The 20383-nt window shown below is 67.3% G+C and carries 18 protein-coding genes; 10 read left to right on the forward strand and 8 right to left on the reverse strand.

The features are described from left to right. Positions 1 to 9: 9 nt before the first annotated feature. From WT97_RS03150 to WT97_RS03170, 5 genes are all read left to right on the forward strand, one after another. The gene (locus tag WT97_RS03150; protein ID WP_060352799.1) at positions 10 to 870 is read left to right on the forward strand and encodes a GNAT family N-acetyltransferase; all 861 of its coding nucleotides are present in this window, start codon (positions 10 to 12) and stop codon (positions 868 to 870) included. A gap of 12 nt (positions 871 to 882) precedes the next feature. Continuing rightward, complete coding sequence (locus WT97_RS03155) at positions 883 to 1809, forward strand: glyoxylate/hydroxypyruvate reductase A (protein ID WP_060352800.1); 927 nt, start codon at positions 883 to 885, stop codon at positions 1807 to 1809. Between the two features lie 161 nt (positions 1810 to 1970). Further along, complete coding sequence (locus WT97_RS03160) at positions 1971 to 3371, forward strand: aspartate aminotransferase family protein (RefSeq protein ID WP_060352801.1); 1401 nt, start codon at positions 1971 to 1973, stop codon at positions 3369 to 3371. Between the two features lie 85 nt (positions 3372 to 3456). Continuing rightward, positions 3457 to 3948 (forward strand): Lrp/AsnC family transcriptional regulator, encoded by a 492-nt coding sequence (locus tag WT97_RS03165; RefSeq protein WP_006749694.1) that lies wholly within the window; start codon positions 3457 to 3459, stop codon positions 3946 to 3948. Between the two features lie 109 nt (positions 3949 to 4057). After that, a complete protein-coding gene (locus WT97_RS03170; protein WP_060352802.1) occupies positions 4058 to 5530 on the forward strand; it encodes an NAD-dependent succinate-semialdehyde dehydrogenase in 1473 nt (490 codons plus the stop codon). A gap of 306 nt (positions 5531 to 5836) precedes the next feature. Here the strand turns inward: WT97_RS03170 and WT97_RS03175 are convergent, their stop codons facing one another. Continuing rightward, on the reverse strand, positions 5837 to 6550 hold the full coding sequence (locus WT97_RS03175; protein WP_060352803.1) for a DUF4396 domain-containing protein: 714 nt from the start codon (positions 6548 to 6550) through the stop codon (positions 5837 to 5839). A gap of 390 nt (positions 6551 to 6940) precedes the next feature. On the opposite strand from WT97_RS03175, the gene WT97_RS03180 reads away from it, so the two are divergent. Then, entirely contained in the window at positions 6941 to 7174 is a 234-nt protein-coding gene (locus tag WT97_RS03180) for a hypothetical protein (RefSeq protein WP_011549124.1), read from the forward strand. A 184-nt stretch (positions 7175 to 7358) separates the two neighbouring features. Here the strand turns inward: WT97_RS03180 and WT97_RS03185 are convergent, their stop codons facing one another. Next, positions 7359 to 8009, reverse strand: coding sequence for a GntR family transcriptional regulator (locus WT97_RS03185; RefSeq protein ID WP_257128444.1), 651 nt, complete (start codon positions 8007 to 8009; stop codon positions 7359 to 7361). 53 nt (positions 8010 to 8062) lie between these two features. Here WT97_RS03185 and WT97_RS03190 point away from each other — a divergent pair, with 53 nt between their 5' ends. After that, entirely contained in the window at positions 8063 to 9226 is a 1164-nt protein-coding gene (locus WT97_RS03190) for a pyridoxal phosphate-dependent aminotransferase (protein WP_060352805.1), read from the forward strand. Between the two features lie 177 nt (positions 9227 to 9403). On the opposite strand, the gene WT97_RS03195 is transcribed toward WT97_RS03190, so the two are convergent. Further along, positions 9404 to 10750 carry an MFS transporter gene (locus WT97_RS03195; protein ID WP_059794416.1) on the reverse strand — a complete coding sequence of 449 codons (1347 nt, stop codon included), beginning with the start codon at positions 10748 to 10750 and terminating at the stop codon, positions 9404 to 9406. 297 nt (positions 10751 to 11047) lie between these two features. Here WT97_RS03195 and WT97_RS03200 point away from each other — a divergent pair, with 297 nt between their 5' ends. The 3 genes from WT97_RS03200 (at position 11048) to WT97_RS03210 (ending at position 15268) form a co-directional block, all read left to right on the forward strand. After that, on the forward strand, positions 11048 to 12085 hold the full coding sequence (locus WT97_RS03200) for a LacI family DNA-binding transcriptional regulator (protein ID WP_082751313.1): 1038 nt from the start codon (positions 11048 to 11050) through the stop codon (positions 12083 to 12085). Between the two features lie 187 nt (positions 12086 to 12272). Next, positions 12273 to 14054 (forward strand): IlvD/Edd family dehydratase, encoded by a 1782-nt coding sequence (locus WT97_RS03205; protein WP_059506212.1) that lies wholly within the window; start codon positions 12273 to 12275, stop codon positions 14052 to 14054. Positions 14055 to 14086: 32 nt separating this feature from the next. Beyond that, complete coding sequence (locus tag WT97_RS03210; protein WP_060352807.1) at positions 14087 to 15268, forward strand: fumarylacetoacetate hydrolase family protein; 1182 nt, start codon at positions 14087 to 14089, stop codon at positions 15266 to 15268. A gap of 87 nt (positions 15269 to 15355) precedes the next feature. On the opposite strand, the gene WT97_RS03215 is transcribed toward WT97_RS03210, so the two are convergent. The 5 genes from WT97_RS03215 to WT97_RS03235 all read right to left on the reverse strand — a co-directional run bounded on the left by WT97_RS03215 (position 15356) and on the right by WT97_RS03235 (position 20366). Beyond that, on the reverse strand, positions 15356 to 16708 hold the full coding sequence (locus tag WT97_RS03215; protein WP_060352808.1) for an MFS transporter: 1353 nt from the start codon (positions 16706 to 16708) through the stop codon (positions 15356 to 15358). A gap of 4 nt (positions 16709 to 16712) precedes the next feature. Then, the gene (locus WT97_RS03220; protein WP_082751314.1) at positions 16713 to 17615 is read right to left on the reverse strand and encodes an amidohydrolase family protein; all 903 of its coding nucleotides are present in this window, start codon (positions 17613 to 17615) and stop codon (positions 16713 to 16715) included. Positions 17616 to 17701: 86 nt separating this feature from the next. Continuing rightward, a complete protein-coding gene (locus WT97_RS03225) occupies positions 17702 to 18595 on the reverse strand; it encodes an alpha/beta fold hydrolase (protein WP_306454019.1) in 894 nt (297 codons plus the stop codon). Between the two features lie 62 nt (positions 18596 to 18657). Continuing rightward, positions 18658 to 19548 carry an alpha/beta fold hydrolase gene (locus WT97_RS03230; protein WP_082751315.1) on the reverse strand — a complete coding sequence of 297 codons (891 nt, stop codon included), beginning with the start codon at positions 19546 to 19548 and terminating at the stop codon, positions 18658 to 18660. 32 nt (positions 19549 to 19580) lie between these two features. After that, positions 19581 to 20366 carry a substrate-binding domain-containing protein gene (locus WT97_RS03235; RefSeq protein WP_059794431.1) on the reverse strand — a complete coding sequence of 262 codons (786 nt, stop codon included), beginning with the start codon at positions 20364 to 20366 and terminating at the stop codon, positions 19581 to 19583. Positions 20367 to 20383: the final 17 nt, after the last annotated feature.

The following is a 20383-nucleotide window of genomic DNA, read 5'->3' on the forward strand; positions in this document are numbered from 1 at the left end:
GAGTCCGGCGTGTCCGACCTCAATCCTTCCCGCACGCTCATCTATCGCCCGTTCGCCGAATCCGACCTGCCTGCCGCCCACCGACTGTCGGAGGCGGTCAAGTGGCCGCACCGGCTCGACGACTGGCGCTTCGCGTTCCAGCTCGGCAGCGGCTTCGTCGCCGAAGACGAAACCGGCGTCGTCGGTACCGCGCTCGGCTGGCGCTTCGGCGAATCGCACGCGTCGCTCGGCATGGTCATCGTGTCGCCCGAACGCCAGGGCTGCGGCATCGGGCGCGAGCTGATGACCCGCATCGTCGACAGCCTCGGCACGCGGACCATTTTTCTGCATGCGACGCCGGCGGGCGAGCCGCTGTACGCGAAATTCGGCTTCGCCGCGATCGATACGATCGATCAGCATCAGGGCGCGGCGTTCCAGCCTCCGCTGATCTCGCTGCCGCCCGGCGAGCGCCTGCGCCCGCTCGGCACCAACGACGGGCCGCGCCTCGCCGCGCTCGCGTCGCGCGCGGCCGGCTACGAACGCGGCGCGGTGATCGAGGCGCTGCTCGACGTCGCGAACGGGATCGCGCTCGATCGCGACGGCGAGTTGCTCGGCTTTGCGCTGTTCCGCCGGTTCGGCCGCGGCCACGTGATCGGCCCGGTGATCGCGCCGGATGCGCTGCGCGCGCAAGCGCTGATCAGCCACTGGCTCGCGCTGCACGAGGGCATGTTCGTGCGGCTCGACGTACCGGGCGACAGCGGGCTGTCCGACTGGCTGCAGGGGCTCGGGCTGCCGCGCGTCGACACCGTCGTCGCGATGGCGCGCGGCGCGACGCCCGAACGCAACCCGGCGCTGCGCGCGTTCGCGATCGTGAACCAGGCGCTCGGCTGAGCGGAGCGCACGATGAGCTTTCTCTACAAGGCCGACCCGGTGCGCGGCGCGCAGTGGGCGGCGCGCTTCGCGCAACGGGCGCCGGACCTGCCGTTCCGGATCTGGCCGGACCTCGGCGACGCCGAAGCCGTCCGCTATCTCGCCGCATGGCAGCCGCCGGACAATCCGGTCGCGCTGCTGCCGAATCTCGAAGTCGTGTTCTCGGTCGGCGCCGGCATCGACCAGTTCGACCTGTCGCGCGTGCCGCCGCACATCCCCGTCGTGCGGATGATCGAACCAGGTATCGTCGAAGGGATGGTCGAATACGTGACGCAGGCCGTACTGACGATCCATCGCGACCTGTTCGACTATGCGGCCCAGCAGCGCGACCAGGTGTGGCGCGAGCATCCCGTGCGCGCGGCCGCGTCGCGACGCGTCGGCGTGCTCGGGCTCGGCACGCTCGGCCAGGCTGTGCTCGACACGCTGCGGCGCTTCGGTTTCCCGTGCGCCGGCTGGAGCCGCACGCCGCGCACGCTCGACGGCGTCGACTGCTATGCAGGCGATGCGGCGCTCGATGCGTTTCTCGCCCGCACCGACATCCTGATCTGCCTGCTGCCGCTCACCGACAGCACGCGCGGGCTGCTCGGCGCGCGCGTGTTCGACGCGCTGCCGGCCGGCGCATCGCTCGTGCAGGTCGGGCGCGGGCCGCACCTCGATGAAGCCGCACTGCTCGCGGCGCTCGCGAGCGGCCGCGTCGACAGCGCGATCCTCGACGTGACGGATCCCGAACCGCTGCCGGCCGGCCATCCGTTCTGGTCGCATCCGCGCATTCGCATCACGCCGCACATCGCCAGCGCGACGCGGCCCGACACCGCGGTCGACGCCGTGCTCGCGAACCTCGCTCGCCATCGCGCGGGCCAGCCGATGATCGGCGTCGTCGATCGCGCGCGCGGCTACTGACGGGCACGCCCGGCCCCGTCGGGCGCGCAGCAGAAAATGCCGAAGCGCCCCGCACAAACGCCGCGCGCATACGTTTCGAGCCGCAAATTGAAGACACGGTCGGATTTCTCGCCCGGTAGCATGAACTCACCGCTGACACCTGACGAGAGTCCTGCCTTCCCATGAACCAAGCCGCGCTGATCGAAGCCGATCGTCAACACCTGATCCATCCCGTCGTCAACTACCGTGCGCACGAGGCGCGCGGCGTCACCGTGCTGGAATCCGCGGACGGCGTGTTCCTGCGCGACGCCGCGGGCCACACGCTGCTCGACGCGTTCTCGGGCCTGTGGTGCGTGAACGTCGGCTACGGCCGCGACAGCATCGTGAAAGCCGCCGCCGACCAGATGGCGAAGCTGCCCTACGCGACCGGTTATTTCCATTTCGGCTCGCAGCCGGCGATCGAACTCGCCGAACGCCTCGCCGCGCTCGCGCCGCCGTCGCTGAACCGCGTGTACTTCACGCTCGGCGGCTCGGACGCGATCGACTCGGCGGTGCGTTTCATCACGCATTATTTCAACGCGACCGGCCGCCCGTCGAAGAAGCAGATGATCGCGCTGGAGCGCGGCTATCACGGCTCGTCGTCGATCGGCGCCGGCCTCACCGCGCTGCCGGCGTTCCACCGTCACTTCGACCTGCCGCGCGCGGACCAGCACCATATTCCGTCGCCGTACCCATACCGCCATCCGCTCGGCGACGATCCGCAGGCGCTGATCGCCGCGTCGGTCGCCGCACTCGAAGCGAAGGTCGCCGAACTCGGCACGGACAACGTCGCCGCATTCTTCTGCGAACCGGTGCAGGGTTCCGGCGGCGTGATCGTGCCGCCGGCCGGCTGGCTGAAGGCGATGCGCGACGCGTGCCGGCGCCTCGGCATCCTGTTCGTCGCCGACGAGGTGATCACCGGCTTCGGCCGCACGGGCCCGCTGTTCGCATGCGAGGCCGAACAGGTCGACCCGGACCTGATGACCGTCGCGAAGGGCCTGACCGCCGGCTATGCGCCGATGGGCGCGGTGCTGATGTCCGACGAAATCTACGAAGGGATCGCGGGCGAGCGCGCCGATTCGCCCGTGGTCGGCCACGGCCATACGTATTCCGCGCACCCGGTCAGCGCGGCGATCGGCCTCGAGGTGCTGAAGCTCTATCACGAAGGCGGGCTGCTCGCGAACGGCCAGGCGATGGCGCCGCGCTTCGCCGCGGGGCTCGACGCGCTGCGCGCGCATCCGCTCGTCGGCGACGCACGCTCGGTCGGCCTGCTCGGCGCACTCGAACTCGTGACCGACAAGGCCCGCAAGACGCGCTTCGACGCGGCGCTGAACGTGCCGGACAAGATCGCGGCCGCCGCGTACGCGAACGGCGTGGTGTTTCGCGCGTTCGGCGACGGCGTGCTCGGCTTCGCGCCGGCACTGAGCTTCACCGCGGGCGAGTTCGACCTGCTGTTCGAACGCGTGCGCAAGACGCTCGACGACGTGCTGGCCGACGCGGGCGTGCAGCGCGCGCTCGACGCCGCGCACGCACAGCCGGCCTGACAGGCCAAGGGAAAGCCGGGCTTGTGGCCGCCATCGTTCGACTCTAAAGTAACCGGACATTCCATTTTTGCCCTTTCACGTGAACATGACGGACAGCAAGCTGGATCGCATCGACCTGCGAATCCTCTCCCAGTTGCAGAAGCGCGGCCGCATGACCAACGTCGAGTTGGCCGATGCGGTCGGGCTGTCGCCCAGTCCATGCCTGATCCGCGTGAAGCGGCTCGAGAAGGCCGGCTACATCGGCGGCTACGGCGCGCACATCCAGCTCGAGAAACTCGGCGACGTGCAGGTCGTGTTTACCGAGGTCACGCTGGCCGACCATCGGCGCGAAGATTTCGACCGCTTCGTCGCGGCGATCCGCAACGTCGACGAGATCGTCGAATGCCACCTCGCGAGCGGCGGCTACGACTATCTGCTGAAGTTCATCACGCGCAGCGTGAGCCATTACCAGACGATCGTCGAAGGGCTGCTCGAGCAGAACATCGGCATCGAGAAGTATTTCAGTTACGTGATCATCAAGTCGCCGTTCGTCAAACGGCACTACCCGCTCGAATCGCTGTTCGGCGAACGTCACTGACAACCGGCGTGCGTCGCTCCGTCACGCGGCAGCCGGCTGTCCGCGTGGGGGGGGTCGCGCCCGCCGCGCGCCGCCAGCGTCGCCGAATCGCTTCATTCAAGGAACTGTCATGCCGCTTACGCTGTCCCGAACCGAACTCGTTCGCACCGCCAACCTGATCGACGGCGCCTGGCGCGATGCGCTCGACGGCCGCCGCTTCGCCGTCACCGATCCGGCCACGCTGGAGACCGTTGCCCACGCACCCGACAGCGGCGCCGCCGACGCCCGCGCGGCGACCGACGCCGCGGCACGCGCGCTGCCCGCGTGGCGCGCGACGCCCGCGCGCGAACGCGCCGCGATCCTGCGTGCATGGCATGCGGCGATCGTCGCGCACACCGACGATCTGGCGAAGCTGATCTCGCGCGAACAAGGCAAGCCGCTTGCCGAAGCGCGCGGCGAAGTCGCGTACGGCGCGTCGTACGTGCTGTGGTTCGCGGAGGAAGCGACGCGCACGTACGGTGACCTGATCCCGCAGCAGCAGCGCGGCAAGCGGCTGAGCGCGGTGAAGGAGCCGATCGGCATCGTCGCCGCGATCACACCGTGGAATTTCCCGCTCGCGATGATTGCGCGCAAGATCGCGCCCGCGCTCGCGGCCGGCTGCACGGTCGTCGCGAAGCCGGCGGAGGACACGCCGCTGACCGCGCTCGCGCTCGCGTTTCTCGCGCAGGAAGCCGGCGTGCCGGCCGGCGTGCTGAACCTGATTACCGCATCGCGCGAACGCGGCGTGGAAGCCGCGGCTGACTGGCTCGCCGACAGCCGCGTGCGCAAGATCACGTTCACCGGCTCGACGCCCGTCGGCAAGCTGCTCGCGCGCGAATCCGCGGCGACGTTGAAGAAGCTGTCGCTCGAACTCGGCGGCAATGCGCCGTTCATCGTGTTCGACGACGCCGAGCTCGATGCCGCGGTCGACGGGCTGATGGCCGCCAAGTTCCGCAACGGCGGGCAGACGTGCGTGTCGCCGAATCGCGTGTACGTGCAGGCCGGCGTCTACGACGCGTTCGCCGCGAAGCTCGCCGCGCGCGTCGCCGCGCTGAAGGTCGCGCCGGCGACCGACCCGGCCGCGCAGATCGGCCCGATGATCAACGCGCGTGCGGTCGACAAGATCGCGCGTCACGTCGGCGACGCCGTCGAGCGCGGCGCACGCGTGCTGACGGGCGGCAAGCGCCTGAGCGAACTCGGCGCGAACTATTACGCGCCGACGGTGCTCGCCGACGCCACTCGCGACATGCAGCTGACCTGCGAGGAAACCTTCGGCCCGGTCGCCGCGCTGTTTCGCTTCGACTCCGAGGAAGAAGCCGTCGACGCCGCGAACGACACGCCGTTCGGGCTCGCCGCGTATTTCTACACGCAGGACGTGCGGCGCATCGCGCGCGTGTCGGCGCGGCTGGAGACTGGCATCGTCGGGGTCAACGAAGGCGCGCTCGCGAGCGAGGCGGCGCCGTTCGGCGGCGTGAAGGAATCGGGCTATGGTCGCGAAGGCTCGCGCTATGGGCTCGACGATTATCTGTCGATCAAGTATCTGTGTCAGGGCGGGCTCGACTGAACCGACATCGCCGCGCGTTCGATTTCCCGTTGCGCTTTCCGCACCCGCCGGCCTGTCCTTGCGGGTGCGGGCGCCGCGAAGCGGGCGGCGCGGGCGTCATGTCGAATCATGCGTGCCCGACGCGCCGTCCCGTCGCCCGCGGCGGCCCCGCATTCGCTGCCCCGGGTAAAAACGCATTGCCCACCGGAGTTTGTGTGCGCATCGTCGGCGGACGCTTCGTCCACGGCTCCACTCGCCATGCATTCCGCTCCGCTGCCGAAGATGTCACGCCACGGGTCGCCTTCGCCGTGCTGGCGGTCAAGGCCATTACATTTTTTCCTTCATACCCGAATTGATCAGCCACCAGTTAACGGGATAGCTGGTGGCGAACCCTGCCAGCATCGCGAGCTGCATGGCGAACCAGAATTCGGGGCTCGCAACTTTCGCGATACCCCCGTAAGCCGGCTTGAACCACAGGAACTGGATGATGGCCATAAAGCCGTACATGCCTACCTGCCAGGCAGTAATCGACGCGATATCGGCTCTGACGGCCGCAATCAAACCTGCGCCTACCGAAAGCCCGCGCATCGGTTTGATCGTGAAGTACTGAAAAACGATGCCGAACAGAAAGGCGGCGATGAAATCGGGGATCCAGACGGCAAACGTTTTTTCATTAAACACCGTGTGCCACCCGAACCAGACTGCCAAGGCGGGGAAGGCAAAAGTCGACCACTCGACAATGATGTCTCCGAGCGTACAGCCCGCGCCGCAATGACTCGTACCCTTCATCACCATCGCGACGAACGGCTGTTCGTCGGCGTCGTGTCCCGCGTCAGCGACATTCCGTCCCCACACGTAGTAGGCGGCAATCCATAAGACCGTCCCGAACAACGCCGTCAGGGGCCAGACGACGTTCATGATCCACATCTTCTGAGGATGCCGAACTTCGTCAGCGACGATTGCAACGGCACAGACCGCACCCAAAATGATCCAGGTGGCCGATAGCGTATGCAGCCAAGGTGGAAAGGCTCCGTAAATCATCGATATTCCTGCTGGCGAGTCAAATGCCAGACACGCAGCAAGGCACGTTCCGTTCACACCGGGGAAGTTTTCCGTCGTTAGGGCGGCCGATTCACTTGGCCGAGTGTCGTCTCTTGGCCGACTGCTGTCGGACGTGGTCGGCCGTAGCCGACCCTGAACGGCCCTTCAGATTTATCCAAAGCGGCCAATCGTTGTGACCTGCGGTTGGATTTTGTAGCCACGCTCGACGAGTATCTTGGCCTCGGCGCGACTGCGGAATCATTCTCGATTAAATCGCTTCTCCCGCAGCGTGCCGTTGGAACCTTCAACGGAGTCGTTCTGCCAAGGGCGGCAAGAACGGACACAGCGCGTATGATTTGGTCTTCAAAAAAACCATCCAAGGAGAGAGGAATGAATCCGGAACAAGCCCGAGCCGAAGAAACCCAGGCGATGGAGCGCATGGTGGCCGCCACGCTGCGCGTGCAAAGTACGTTCGCCTCGATGCAGAAGCAATTTCCGCCGCAAGGCAGCGGCGAGCCTTCGCCGTTCGCGCTGCAAACCTTTGATGCCGCCCTGCAGGAACTTGAAGACGCACAGGCCGCGTTCGATGCGCTGCTGAACGATCTGATCGACGGTAACCGCTAAAGGCTACGCTCTTAACGCCCTAATGTACGGCCCGGATTGTCGACGATTGGCGTGTGGTTGTCGAACGGCCGTTTGTGGCCGCACGCCGCCCGACGCGTTTAGCTATAACCGTCCCGCAGAAGACGCGAGCCATTCCCGAAACCGGCTTTGTGACCGCTTGACGCCCCCGGCTCCGCCTTCCTCCCTACCGCCTGCACAACGCCCGAGCCAGCGCGTCCCCCGCAGCCAGAATATGAGCAGACAGAGCCGCACACGCTGCGTCCACATCTCCATCGCGTATTGCCCGAACGATGTTCCGATGCTCGTCGTTCGAGCGATCCTGCCAGTCCAGTTGCTGCCACGTCGCATACAAATGCCGTGCGCTGGCCCGATGCATGTCGCCAATCGCAGCGACGAGCCGCGGCATCCCGCACCGCGCGGTCAATGCGCGATGAAACCTCAGATTCAGCGTACCCAGCACGGCTATGCCACGCGCCGACGCCTCCTGATCGAGGATCGCATCGAGTTCCTCCAGCGCACGTGCGTCGAGAGCGGGCATCGCCTCGCGCAGCGCCAGCGCCTCGAAAGCGGCACGCATCTTTGCCATCTCAAGCACGTCCGCCGGCTCGAGCGGCGCCGCCCGCACGCCTCGTCGCGGTTCCACCACCGCCAACCCCTGCGCTTCCAGCCGTCTGAACGCCTCGCGCACCGGCACATGGCTCGCGCCGAACTCTGCCGCGATGTGGTCCTGACGCAGCCACTCCCCCGGCGCGATGACGCCCGAGATGATGCGGTCCGCCAATGCGGCAGCGATCCGATCGGCCAGCGAGCGATCGTCCTTGACTTCAACCTTCATGCCGACCACCATGCATATATTATCTATTAAATTGTAACAAGATCGGAGGCTCGATGCGCCACCACCGTCCTGTGCGTCTGCAGCACATTGCCGGCATCGGCGTCGATCGCATGGGTTCGATCGCCGGTCGTGCCGACGTCGACCTCTTGCGACTCGAAAATCTCGATACCGACATCCCACCCACTTCGGAAGCGCTCGCCTTCACCCGGGACGCAATCCAGCGAGACTCGGCCAATTCATATTTGCCCTTCGTCGGCCAGGATCGGCTACGCGCAAGCGCTGCCGCCCACGTATCGGCGCTTTCGGGGCAGCGCTTCGCGGCCGACCAGGTGGTGGTATCGGCCGGCGGACTCTCCGGCATTCTGAATACGCTGCTCGCCACCGTCGAGACCGGCGACGAAGTCATCGTCACCGACCCGACGTACGCGGGTCTGCTGAACCGCGTCCGCCTTGCGGGCGGTGTGCCCCGGCAAGTCCCGTTCGCCTTCACGCCGGGCGGCGAATGGAAGCTGGACCGGGCCGCGCTGCGGGCAGCGATCGGTCCGAAAACGCGGGCCATGCTGCTGATGTCTCCGTCGATGCCGTCGGGCGGCTTCTTCGATGCGTCGGAGTGGCAACTGATCGCGAGCTTGTGTGTGCAGAACGATCTGCTGCTGATCCTCGACAGCGCGATGGAACGGCTGCTCTTCGATGGACGCACGGTCATCCATCCCGCCGGCCTGCCCGGCATGGCCGAGCGTACGGTCACGGTCGGCGCCGCGTCGAAGGAGCTGCGCATGATTGGCTGGCGGGTCGGCTGGATCGTCGCGCCGGAATGGCTGATTCCGGATCTTGTGGCCGTGTCGCTCGCCAATGTCGTGGTGCCGGTCGGCATAGCTCAGGAGGCCGCGGCGGTTGCGCTCGAGCATTCCACATCCGATCTGCCTGGCTACGTGAGCGAACTCGAGAGGCGGCGGGATACCGTCGCCGCCGAACTGTCGGGACTCCCGTTCGGCATGCCGGCGGGGGGCTGGTCGATGCTGCTGCGCGTGTCCGATTTCGGCCTGACCGGATCGCAGATGTCGGAGCGGTTGCTGAACCACGGCGTGTGTGCGACGGCCATGACCGGATGGGGCGTTGCACACGGCGAGCAGTACGTCCGATTCGTGTTCTCGAACGAACCGGTCGAGCGGTTGCGCACGCTCGGGGACAAGGTGCGCTTCGCACTGGAAGGTTGACGGCCGCCCACGAGAAAGCCGAGTCGCGTGCAAGGCCTCGCCGGTTGGAGGCATCCGGCATTCCGTCCGTGATGGTCGAACGAACTCAAACGAGATCAATCCACGTCGCGTGACGCATCCGGCGCCGGGGCGGCACGATATCGCAGCCCCGGCCGGACGTAACGTCGCGCGAACGCCCTACCGCCCCGCCGGCGGCCGCAGAATATCACGCGGAATCGACGCGATCAGCACGCAACTGATCAGCAGACAAGCGCCCAGCGCATAGGTCCCGTTGTTGATGTCGCCGGTCATCTGCTTGGCGACGCCGGTGATCATCGAGCCCGTGAAGCCGGACAGGTTGCCCACCGAATTGATCAACGCGATGCCGGCGGCCGCGGCCGTGCCGGACAGGATCTGCCCCGGGAAGGTCCAGTAGATCGGCATCAACGCGAGAATGCCGCACGTGGCAATGGTCAGGAATACGATCGACAGCGCCACGTTCTGCGCAAACGCCGCGCTCAGGATCAGGAAGACGCCGCCGATCAGCGCGGGAATCGCCGCATGCAGGCGGCGTTCGCCAGTCTTGCGCGAGTGCGACGCATTCCACACCATCGCGAAGATCGCCGTCAGGTACGGAATGGCCGTCAGCACGCCGATGTGCAGCGGGCTGTGCACGCCCGACGCGCGAATGATCGACGGCAGCCAGAAAGCCAGCCCGTAGAAGCCGGTATTGAACGTGAGCAGGATGAAGGTGAGCAGCCACACGCGCGGGCTGCGCAGCGCGGCGCCGATGCTGTGCGACTTGTGCGCGGCCTCGGATTCGAGGTTGCGCGACAGCACCGCCTTTTCGTCGGCGGACAGCCACTTCGCCGACTGCGGGCCGTCGCCGAGGCAGGCCAGCACGACGAACGCCACCACGATCGACGGCAGCCCTTCGAGCAGCAGCATCCATTGCCAGCCGCTCATGCCCGACAGGCCGTGCGTCTGCTCCATCAGCCAGCCGGACACCACGCTGCCGAGCGTCAGGCTCAGCGGGATCGCGACCAGGAAGCCCGACATCGCCACGCTCTGGCGGCGCGCCGGGAACCAGTAGTTCATATAAAGGATGACGCCCGGGAAAAAACCCGCTTCGCACAGTCCCAGCAGGAAGCGCAGCGTGTAGAACATCGTGGTCGTCTGCACGTGGAAGAACTGCGCGAGCGGCACGATGAACGCCATCGACGACGACACGATGCCCCACGTGATCATGATCCGCGCGATCCAGAAGCGCGCGCCGTAGCGGTGCAGCAGCAGGTTGCTGGGCATCTCGAACAGGAAATAGCCCCAGAAGAAGATGCTGGCGCCGAGCGCATAGACGCCGTCGCTCAGGTTCAGGTCGTCCAGCATCTGCAGCTTCGCGAAGCCCACGTTGACGCGGTCCAGGTAAGCCACGACGTAGCAGAGCAGCAGCAACGGCAGGATGCGCCGCATGACCTTGCGGTAAAGGGCGTCTTCGGACGAGTCGGCCGCGGCCGGTGCGGCAGCGGCCTGCGTAATGGATGGCATCGGTCTGTCTCCTGATTGTGTAGGTCTTCTTCGTACCGTCGCGTGCGCCTGGCGCATCGATGTTACCGATAACATCCGGTGGCAAAAAAAAGCCGACGAGGCGACGGGAGCGATCGGCAAGTTGATACCGGTAACAAAACTGAAGGTAGCACGCTGCGATACGCGCGTACAAGTGCCGCCGAACGCGTGGTTTCCCTAGTACGGACCTCACCGCGACGAGCACGCCGCGGCCAGCCTGCACGGTACGCCGCCCCGGTATGATGTAGCCTTTCCGGCTTTCTCCCGATCGCGATTCCGATGCCCAGTCCCACCGCCGTCCGGCCCGCCGGGCCGCCCCGCATGTCCGACGTAGCGCGCCTCGCCGGCGTATCGAAGATGACGGTGTCGCGCGTGCTCGCCGGCCACAGCGTGGCCGCCGAGACGCGCGCACGGGTTTGCGAGGCCATCGAGCAGCTCGGCTACGTGGCGGATGCTGCCGCCGGTGCACTGTCGTCGGGGCGATCGGAATTCGTCGCGGTGCTGGTGCCGTCGCTGTCGAGTTCCAACTTCTCGGACACCGTGCGCGGGCTGACCGATGCGCTCGAGCCGCACGGACTCCAGTTGCTGCTCGGCGACACCGACTACGACCTGGAACGCGAAGAACGGCTCGTCCGGTCGATGCTGCGACACCAGCCGCGCTGCATTGCGCTGACGGGGTCGCAGCACACCGAGGCGACACGCAAGGTATTGGAGCGCTCGGCAATCCCGGTGGTCGAGATGTGGGACCTGCCCACGCGCCCGATCGACACCGCCGTCGGCTTCTCGAACGTGCGCGCCGCCCGTGCGATGGTGCGCCACCTGGCCGAGCGTGGCTATCGACGCATCGGCTTTCTGGTCGGCGCGAGCGAACTGGATCGCCGCGGCCTGGACCGGCTCAAGGGCTACCAGGCGGAGATCAAGGCGCTGGGCCTGGGCGAACCGCGCGTCGTGCGGCTCGGCGAATCGCCGATCACGATGAGCCACGGCGGCCCCGCAATGGCAGCGCTGCTGGAGCAATGGCCGGATACCGAAGCGGTGATGTGCGTGAGCGACATGTCGGCATTCGGCGCGATCATGGAGTGCCACCGGCGCGGGCTCGCCGTGCCCGCCGACATCGCCGTGGCCGGCTTCGGGAACTTCGAAGTGGCGACATGCTGCCACCCGACCATCACGACCGTGTCGGTCGACGCGTACGGCATCGGGCTGCGCACCGGCGAAGCGTTGCTGGCGGCGCTCCAGGCGCGCGACGGCGGCGAGCGGACCGACGCGAAAAGCATCCGTATCGACTACACGATCATCCCGCGGGAAAGCGCCTGACGAGCCGACGGCCGCGCGCATCCCAACGCGCGACGCGCGCGGCTTCGTACCGGTCCCTGCCCCACTCCCTCGCCACGCGCGCACGAAATCCCTTCCGCTACGCAAAAAACCCGTGCTAACATCCAGGCGATGTTACCGGTACCATCCGGCACGCAAAATGAGAAGGCCCCTTAGGAGACAGCCTGCCATGTCACAAATCCCTCGCCGCTTGCGCAGCCAGGAATGGTTCGACGATCCCGCGCACGCCGACATGACCGCGCTCTATGTCGAGCGCTTCATGAACTACGGGTTGACGCGCGAGGAACTGCAGTCGGGCCGCCCTGTCATCGGCATCGCGCAGACGGGCAGCGATCTCGCGCCGTGCAACCGCCATCACATCGAGCTGGCCGAACGCACCAAGGCCGGCATTCGCGACGCGGGCGGCATTCCGATGGAGTTCCCCGTGCATCCGCTGGCCGAGCAGAGCCGCCGGCCCACGGCCGCGCTCGATCGCAATCTCGCCTACCTCGGGCTGGTGGAAGTGCTGCACGGTTTTCCGCTGGACGGTGTAGTGCTGACGACCGGCTGCGACAAGACCACGCCGGCCTGCCTGATGGCGGCCGCGACCGTCGACATGCCCGCGATCGTGCTGTCGGGCGGCCCGATGCTCGACGGCTGGCACGAGGGCAAGCGGGTCGGCTCCGGCACGGTGATCTGGCATGCGCGCAACCTGCTCGCCGCGGGCGAGATCGACTACGAAGGCTTCATGCAGCTGACCACGGCTTCGTCGCCGTCGATCGGCCACTGCAATACCATGGGCACCGCGCTGTCGATGAACAGCCTGGCCGAGGCGCTGGGCATGTCGCTGCCCGGTTGCGCGAGCATTCCCGCCGCCTATCGCGAGCGCGGCCAGATGGCTTACGCCACCGGCAAGCGCGCGGTCGAACTCGTTCGCGAAGACCTGCGCCCGTCGGCGATCATGACGCGCGCGGCGTTCGAGAATGCGATCGTCGTCGCGTCGGCGCTCGGCGCGTCGACCAACTGCCCGCCGCATCTGATCGCCATCGCACGCCACATGGGCGTCGAGCTGAGCCTGGACGACTGGCAGCGCTTCGGTGAAGCCGTGCCGCTGCTCGTGAACTGCATGCCGGCCGGCGAATACCTCGGGGAGAGCTTCCACCGCGCCGGCGGGGTGCCGGCCGTGCTGCGCCAGCTCGATGCGGCGGGGCTGCTGCGGCGCGACTGCCTGACCGTATCGGGCCGCGCGATCGGCGAGATCGCCGACACCGCGCAGGACGCCGACCGCGACGTGATCCGTACGCCCGACGCACCGCTCAAGCATGGCGCCGGCTTCATGGTGCTGTCGGGCAATTTCTTCGACAGCGCGATCATGAAGATGTCGGTGGTGGGCGACGCGTTCCGCCGGACCTACCTTGCCGAACCGGGCGCGGAGAATACGTTCGAGGCGCGCGCGATCGTGTTCGACGGCCCCGAGGACTACCACGCGCGCATCGACGATCCCGCGCTGAACATCGACGAGCGCTGCATCCTCGTGATCCGCGGCTGCGGCACGGTCGGCTACCCGGGCAGTTCGGAAGTCGTGAACATGGCGCCGCCTGCCGAGCTGGTGAAACGCGGCGTCACGTCGTTGCCGTGCATGGGCGACGGACGCCAGAGCGGCACGTCGGCCAGCCCGTCGATCCTGAACATGTCGCCGGAAGCCGCGGTGGGCGGCGGCCTCGCGCTGCTGCGCACGAACGACCGCGTGCGCGTGGACCTGAATCGCCGCAGCGTCGACGTGCTCGTCGACGAGGACGAACTCGCGCGCCGTCGCGAGACCGCAAGCTTCACCGTGCCGCAGGCGCAAACGCCGTGGCAGGAACTCTATCGCCGGTTCGTCGGCCAGTTGTCCACCGGCGGCTGCCTCGAACCGGCCACGCTGTACCTGAAGGTCATCGAGCAGCGCGGCAACCCGCGCCATTCGCACTGACTCCACCGCCCCCGACTCTTGCCGAGCTGACCATGCGTACTCCTTCCGTTTCCGACTGCCTGCCGCACGACCTCGCCCACGCGCTGCTGATCGGCCGCGTCTGGCGGCACGACGGCGCCCACGCGGGCCCGAGCGTCGTCGCCGTGCGCGGCGGCGAAGTGTTCGACATCACGCGCACCGTGCCGACCACCGCGGACCTGTTCGACCGCCGCGATGCGCTCGCCATCGCGCGCACCGCGTCCGGCGAATCGTTCGGCCGCGTCGAGCCGCTGTTGCAGGCGGCGCTGGACGGCACACCCGGCGCCACGCACCTGCTCGCGCCGTGCGACGTGCAGGCCATCAAGGCGTGCGGCGTCACCTTTGCGGTCAGCCTGATCGAGCGCGTGATCGAGGAACAGGCCGGCGGCGATCCGGCCAAAGCGGCCGAGGTACGCGACACCATCGCCTCGACCATCGGCACCGATCTGTCGAAGATCGTGCCGGGCTCGGAAGCCGCGCTGCGCCTGAAGGCGGAACTCGAGCGCCGCGGCGCGTGGTCGCAATACATGGAAGTGGGCATCGGCCCGGATGCCGAGGTGTTCTCCAAGTCGCAGCCGATGTCCGCGGTCGGCTTCGGCGCGGACGTGGGGCTGCTGCCCGTGTCGGCGTGGAACAACCCGGAGCCGGAAATCGTGCTGGCGGTCGCCAGCGACGGCCGGCCGGTGGGCGCGACGCTCGGCAACGACGTGAACCTGCGCGACGTCGAAGGCCGTTCGGCGCTGCTGCTCGGCAAATGCAAGGACAACAACGGCTCGTGCGCGATCGGCCCGTTCGTGCGGCTGTTCGACGACGGCTTCACGCTCGACAGCGTGCGGGAATGCAGCGTGTCGCTGCGTGTAGAAGGCGCGGACGACGGCTTCGTCCTCGACGGCATCAGCCACATGCGCGAGATCAGCCGCGACCCGGCGGACCTCGTCGCGCAGACCTGCGGCGCGCATCACCAGTATCCGGACGGCTTCATGCTGTTCCTCGGCACGATGTTCTCGCCGATCCAGGATCGCGACGCGCCGGGCGGCGGATTCACGCATCACCTCGGCGATCGCGTCACCATCTCCACGCCCGCGCTCGGCGCACTCGTCAACACCGTGCGGCTTTGCACGGAGATCGCGCCGTGGACCTTCGGCGTGCGCGCGCTGTATGCGAATCTGGCCGCGCGCGGGCTGCTTGCTGCGTGAAGGCGGCAGACGGGGCGTGCGAACCGGGCCGCGCATTGCGCGGTGGCAGCCCCGTCGACGGTCGGTCCGTGAAGCAATCGCGCAATGTCACGTGCGATCGAATCCGCTCGATGTGCCGCTCGCCTGCTCCGACGCATCGTGCCGCGTATAAACCGCCAGCCCCCACGTCAACAGCGCGGCCAGCGCAAGCGACACCGACATCGCCAGCATGCCCGGTGCATACGAATGCGTCGCGTCCTTCAGCACGCCGACCATCCACGGGCCGACGTAGCCGCCAAGGCTGCCCATCGAATTGATGAACGCCATGCCGCCTGCCGCCGCCACACCGGTCAGATACCGTGACGGCAGGCTGTAAAACGCCGGTCGGGCCGCACTCAGCCCGATCACTGCGAACACCATGCCGACGAGCGCGGGCAGCAGCGACGAAAACGCGACCGCGAATATCAAGCCCGCCGCCGACACGGCGCATGCGAGCGCCAGATGCAGCAGGTGCCGCCCGTGACGCTCCATCAGCCGCGCCCACGCGATCATGACGACGGCAGCGACGAGGTACGGTACGCCCGACAGCAGCCCGACCGCAAACGTCGACAGTCCGTGCCCCTTGAGCATCAACGGCAGCCAGATCGCGATACCGTTGATGCCGATCCAGTAGCAGAACAGAATGCCGACCATGATCCAGACCCGCACGTCGCGAAACACGGCAGCGAAGTTCCTTTTCGGCAGCTCGGCCGATTCGCGGGCAAGAACGTCGGCCAGCGCGGCGGCCTCCTCCCGCGTCAGCCATTCGGCTTGTTCGGGTCGGTCACGCAGGAGCCACAGGGTCAGCAGGCCGAGCAGACACGCAGGCAACCCTTCGACGACGAACAGCCATTGCCAGCCCTTGAGCCCGCCGGTGCCGTCCAACTGCATGATGAACGCGGCCAGCACGCCGCCGACCACCGACGACAGCGGGATCGCCACCAGAAACCAAGCCAGTACCCGTACGCGCCACGCTTTCGGGAACCAGCACGACAGATAGAACAGCACGCCTGGAAAGAAACCCGCTTCCGCCGCACCGGTCAGCACGCGCAGCACATAGAAGCTGGTCGGCCCCTGGATGAACGCGCACGCGGCGGACAGCAGCCCCCAGCTGATCATGATGCGGGCCAGCCAGCGCCGCGCGCCGAACCGGTAGAGCGCGAGATTGCTCGGCACCTCGAGCACGCAGTACCCGACGAAGAACAGCCCGGCCGCCATGCCGAACTGGCTGCCGGTCAGGCCGAGATCGCGGTTCATCGTCAGCGCCGCGAAGCCGATGTTGGTCCGGTCGATGTAATTGAAGAAGTAGCCGATCGCCAGCAGCGGGACGAGGCGCACCAGATTCTTGCGCAACGCGCGCTGAAGCGCGGCGTCGTTCGTCACGTCCGGCTGGTCGTGCGCAACGGAGAGCGTCGATGCCATGAGCTCACCTGAATCCGAAGAATTGAGCGGGATTGTCGACCAGCATCCGGGTGCGGCGCGTGTCGTCCGGCACGATCCGCGCGATCAGATCGACGAGGTCGCCGTCGTCCGGCATCGGATGGCCGAGGTTGACGTGCGGCCAGTCGCTGCCCCACAGCACGCGCTCGGGTGCGTGTTCGGCAAGGCGGCGGGCGACCGGCAGCGTATCCTCGAACGGCGCACCGGCTTTCGACATCCGGTCGGCGCCCGACAGCTTGACCCATACGTTTCCCGTATCGAGCAACGCGCACAACGCACGCACCGACGGGCTGTCCGCCCCTTCGTCGATGTCGACCCGCGCCATGTGGTCGATGACCACCGGCATGTCGAGCGAGCGGATGAACGGAGAAAATTCGACGATGTCCCGCCCGGACACGTGAATCGCCAGATGCCAGCCGAGCGGCCGGATACGCGCGGCGACCGTCCTGACCGCATCCAGATCCGGACGGCCGCCGAGATGCGCGAGGAAATTGAACCGTGCGCCGCACACTCCGTTTGCGTCGTACTCCGCGAGGACCGCGTCCGGATCGCCGGGCCGAACGAGTGCGACGCCCTTGTAGCGGCCGGCTCCATCGCGCAACGCATCGAGCATCGCGCGATGATCGAACCCGTGCCCCTGGCTCTGCACGATCACGGCGCGCGAGAAGCCGAGGCGCTCGTGCAGCTGCCGCAATCTGGCCTCGGGTGCAGCGGACGGATCGAAGCTGCGATCGTCGGGCAACGGATACCGGTCGAACGGTCCGAATACATGGCAATGCGCGTCGCAGCTGTTGGCCGGCAAGCGCAGGGCCGGTCGACGCGGTTCGGCCAACGGCGGCGGAGAAAATTTGCGTGAGTGCCCGGAGGCATGCGGAGAAGTCATGGTCATGTCGATAGTTTCCTTGTGCCCGTGCGATCCATGCCCGGCGAACGACAGCGAACCGGCGGCTCGATCGAACCACCGTCGACGAACGCTCACTGCGTGCTCGCGATCTTCCGTGCAAACGCCGCGATGGCGTCGGCCATGGCGGCCGGTTGCTCGGGTGCAAGCGCATGACCGGCATCCGGAATCCTCACGATCGTCACGCGGTCGCCGAGCATCGACTTCAGCACGTTCGAGAACCGCCGCGGCGCCACGGCATCGTGTTCGGCCTGCAGATCGAGGATCGGCGCGGTGCCGGCCGCGAAATATGCATCGACCGGCGTCGTCTCGCGCGCATGCGATTCGGCTTCGTGCGTGGCGTGATGCCAGCCGTCCAGCCAGACGCGCGGATCGTTGCCCGGCGCGAAGAATGCCTTCTTCAGGTATTCGATCCGCTTCGCTTCCGGCAGCGACAGGTCGCCCGCGCCGTCGATCGCCTGCCGGATTTCCGCGCTGATCGGCTTCTCCGTCGAGCCGGGCGGCACCTTGCCGGCGGACGCGGCCGCGAGCACGACGCCGCGCACGAGATCGGGCCGGTCGACGGCCAGCATGCGCGCGGGGAAGTTCCCCCACGCGTGGCCGACGACGATCGCCGGGCCGCTATGTTCGTTCTCGATCACCGTCGCGACGTCCGCCGCGAAATCGTGAACCGACAGGTTGTCCATCGGCCCCTTGCTCTGCCCGATGCCGCGCGGCTCCGGGCGCAGCACGCGAAAACCGTCGGCCACGAGCCGCGCGGCGACCGCGTCGTAATCCCGGCCCGAGCGGCCGAGCGACGGCAGGATCACGATCAGCGGACCCTGCCCCTGGCGCATCACCTCGATCTGCACATCGCCGTGCCGGACGATTTCCCGGTCGACCGCGGCCGCATCGGACGATGCAAAGGCGGACGCCGCCCACCACAATACGCATGCGGCGACGATGCCGCACTTCGAACTCTTCATCATGTTTCGCGTCTCCTGATTGTTTGACGAACCCATTCACTTCTTTCGGCGCATACCGCTGCCGATCAATTCGTGCCGTAGACCTTGCGCGCAAAGGCCGCGATCGCATCGCTCATCGCGCGCGGCTGCTCGGGCGCCATCGCGTGGCCGGCATCGGCGACGACCTGCACGGTCACACGCTCGCCCAGCCACGGCTTGAACACGTTCGGCACGACCACGGCGTCGTACTGCGCCTGCAGATCCAGCATCGGTACCGTCCCGCCACCGAAATACGCATCGATCGGCGTGACGTTGCGCGCATGTGCCTGCGCCGTGTGGACTTCCGGATACCAGCCCGTCAGCCATGCATGCGGATCGTGCCCCGGTGCGAAAAACGCCTGCCGCAGGTACGTCAGCCGCTGCGCCTCCGGTAACCGCGGGTCGCCCGCACCATCGATCGCTTCGCGCAGCCGGCCATACGGCTTCTCGGTCGATCCCGGCGGCAACTTGCCCGCCGAGGCCGCCGCCATCACGAGGCCGCGCACGAGATCGGGGCGATCGACCGCGAGCATGCGGGCAGGCTGGCTGCCCCATGCATGCCCGACGATCACGACGGGCCCCGTGTGCTCGTGGTCGAGCACGAGCGCGACATCCGATGCGAACGCATGCAGATCGAGGTCGCGCATCGGCCCCGTGCTTCGGCCGATGCCTCGCGGTTGCGGCCGCAACACACGGAAGCCTTCGTCCGCGAGCAGGCGCGCGACTTCGTCGTAATCTTCCGCGCCCCGTGCGAGCGACGGCAGGATCACGATCACCGGCCCGCGCCCTTGTGCAAGCGTTTCGATCTGGACGTCGCCCTTCGACACCAGCGTGCGTTGAACCGTGTTCGTGCCGGCATCCGGCGTGGAGCAGCCGGCAACCGTTGTTGCCAGTGCGGCGGCGAGCACCAGCCGCGTCAGAATCCGGTTTGCTTTCATCGTCTCCTCATGGGTCGATACCGCCCGTCGTATCAAAGCGGATCGAGGCCGGTTTTCTGCAGCACGGCCACGGCCGGCGCCGATTTCAGGAAAGTGGCGAATGCGCGCGACGCATCGACGGCTCGCGCATTCACGGCAATGGCCGACGAGATCACGCTCGTCTTCTGCACGTCGGCAGGCAGCGGCCCCGCGAAGTCGATGCCCGGTGTCACCTTCAACTCGCTGATCTGCTGCAGCCCGAGCTCGGCGTCGCCGCGCGCGAGTGCGGTGCCGACCAGTTCCTTGCCGCGAATGAGTACGCTCTTCGATTTCATCTGTTCGGCGATGCCGAGCCGCTTGAACAGCGTGTCGACGATGTAGGTGCCGCTCGCCCCTTCGGAGAAGGCAACGGATCGGGCCGCCAGCAACGCGCGACGCAGCGCGTCGTCCGTACCGACGTCCGGCACCGCGATGCCCTTGCGCACCGCGACGCCGATCCCGCTCGCGGCGACGTCCGACAGCGTGGCGCGGTCGAAACGGCCGGCATCGATCTCTTGCTGAAGCGCCGGCTTGATCATGAAGCAGATGTCGACCTTCTCGCCGTTGCGCAGGCGCATCGGCAAAGCCTCGGCAGAGGTGCCGTACGACGGCCCCCAGGCAATGTCGAGACGATGGCCCGACGATTTTTCGAACATCGGCACCAGTTGGTCGAACGCGCCGTGCAGCGCGCCGGTCGCCAGGACGCGAACGTCGTCGGCATGCGCGCCCGGCGACGCCGCGCACAGCGTCATCCATACCGTGGCGCCCAGCCAGGCGCGCCAGCCCGATTTCTCTTTCATGTCTCCTCCTTGAGGTT

The organism is Burkholderia sp. MSMB1459WGS (assembly GCF_001534535.1).
In the GTDB taxonomy this organism is placed as follows: Bacteria; Pseudomonadota; Gammaproteobacteria; order Burkholderiales; family Burkholderiaceae; genus Burkholderia.

Coding starts and splice junctions, on each gene's coding strand:
- WT97_RS03205 (WP_059506212.1), top strand. CDS start 12,273: ATGTCACAAATCCCTCGCCGCTTGCGCAGCCAGGAATGGTTCGACGAT.
- WT97_RS03185 (WP_257128444.1), bottom strand. CDS start 8,009: ATGAAGGTTGAAGTCAAGGACGATCGCTCGCTGGCCGATCGGATCGCT.
- WT97_RS03200 (WP_082751313.1), top strand. CDS start 11,048: ATGCCCAGTCCCACCGCCGTCCGGCCCGCCGGGCCGCCCCGCATGTCC.
- WT97_RS03235 (WP_059794431.1), bottom strand. CDS start 20,366: ATGAAAGAGAAATCGGGCTGGCGCGCCTGGCTGGGCGCCACGGTATGG.
- WT97_RS03230 (WP_082751315.1), bottom strand. CDS start 19,548: ATGAAAGCAAACCGGATTCTGACGCGGCTGGTGCTCGCCGCCGCACTG.
- WT97_RS03170 (WP_060352802.1), top strand. CDS start 4,058: ATGCCGCTTACGCTGTCCCGAACCGAACTCGTTCGCACCGCCAACCTG.
- WT97_RS03160 (WP_060352801.1), top strand. CDS start 1,971: ATGAACCAAGCCGCGCTGATCGAAGCCGATCGTCAACACCTGATCCAT.
- WT97_RS03215 (WP_060352808.1), bottom strand. CDS start 16,708: ATGGCATCGACGCTCTCCGTTGCGCACGACCAGCCGGACGTGACGAAC.
- WT97_RS03195 (WP_059794416.1), bottom strand. CDS start 10,750: ATGCCATCCATTACGCAGGCCGCTGCCGCACCGGCCGCGGCCGACTCG.
- WT97_RS03175 (WP_060352803.1), bottom strand. CDS start 6,550: ATGATTTACGGAGCCTTTCCACCTTGGCTGCATACGCTATCGGCCACC.
- WT97_RS03220 (WP_082751314.1), bottom strand. CDS start 17,615: ATGACCATGACTTCTCCGCATGCCTCCGGGCACTCACGCAAATTTTCT.
- WT97_RS03155 (WP_060352800.1), top strand. CDS start 883: ATGAGCTTTCTCTACAAGGCCGACCCGGTGCGCGGCGCGCAGTGGGCG.
- WT97_RS03225 (WP_306454019.1), bottom strand. CDS start 18,595: ATGATGAAGAGTTCGAAGTGCGGCATCGTCGCCGCATGCGTATTGTGG.
- WT97_RS03210 (WP_060352807.1), top strand. CDS start 14,087: ATGCGTACTCCTTCCGTTTCCGACTGCCTGCCGCACGACCTCGCCCAC.
- WT97_RS03190 (WP_060352805.1), top strand. CDS start 8,063: ATGCGCCACCACCGTCCTGTGCGTCTGCAGCACATTGCCGGCATCGGC.
- WT97_RS03165 (WP_006749694.1), top strand. CDS start 3,457: ATGACGGACAGCAAGCTGGATCGCATCGACCTGCGAATCCTCTCCCAG.
- WT97_RS03180 (WP_011549124.1), top strand. CDS start 6,941: ATGAATCCGGAACAAGCCCGAGCCGAAGAAACCCAGGCGATGGAGCGC.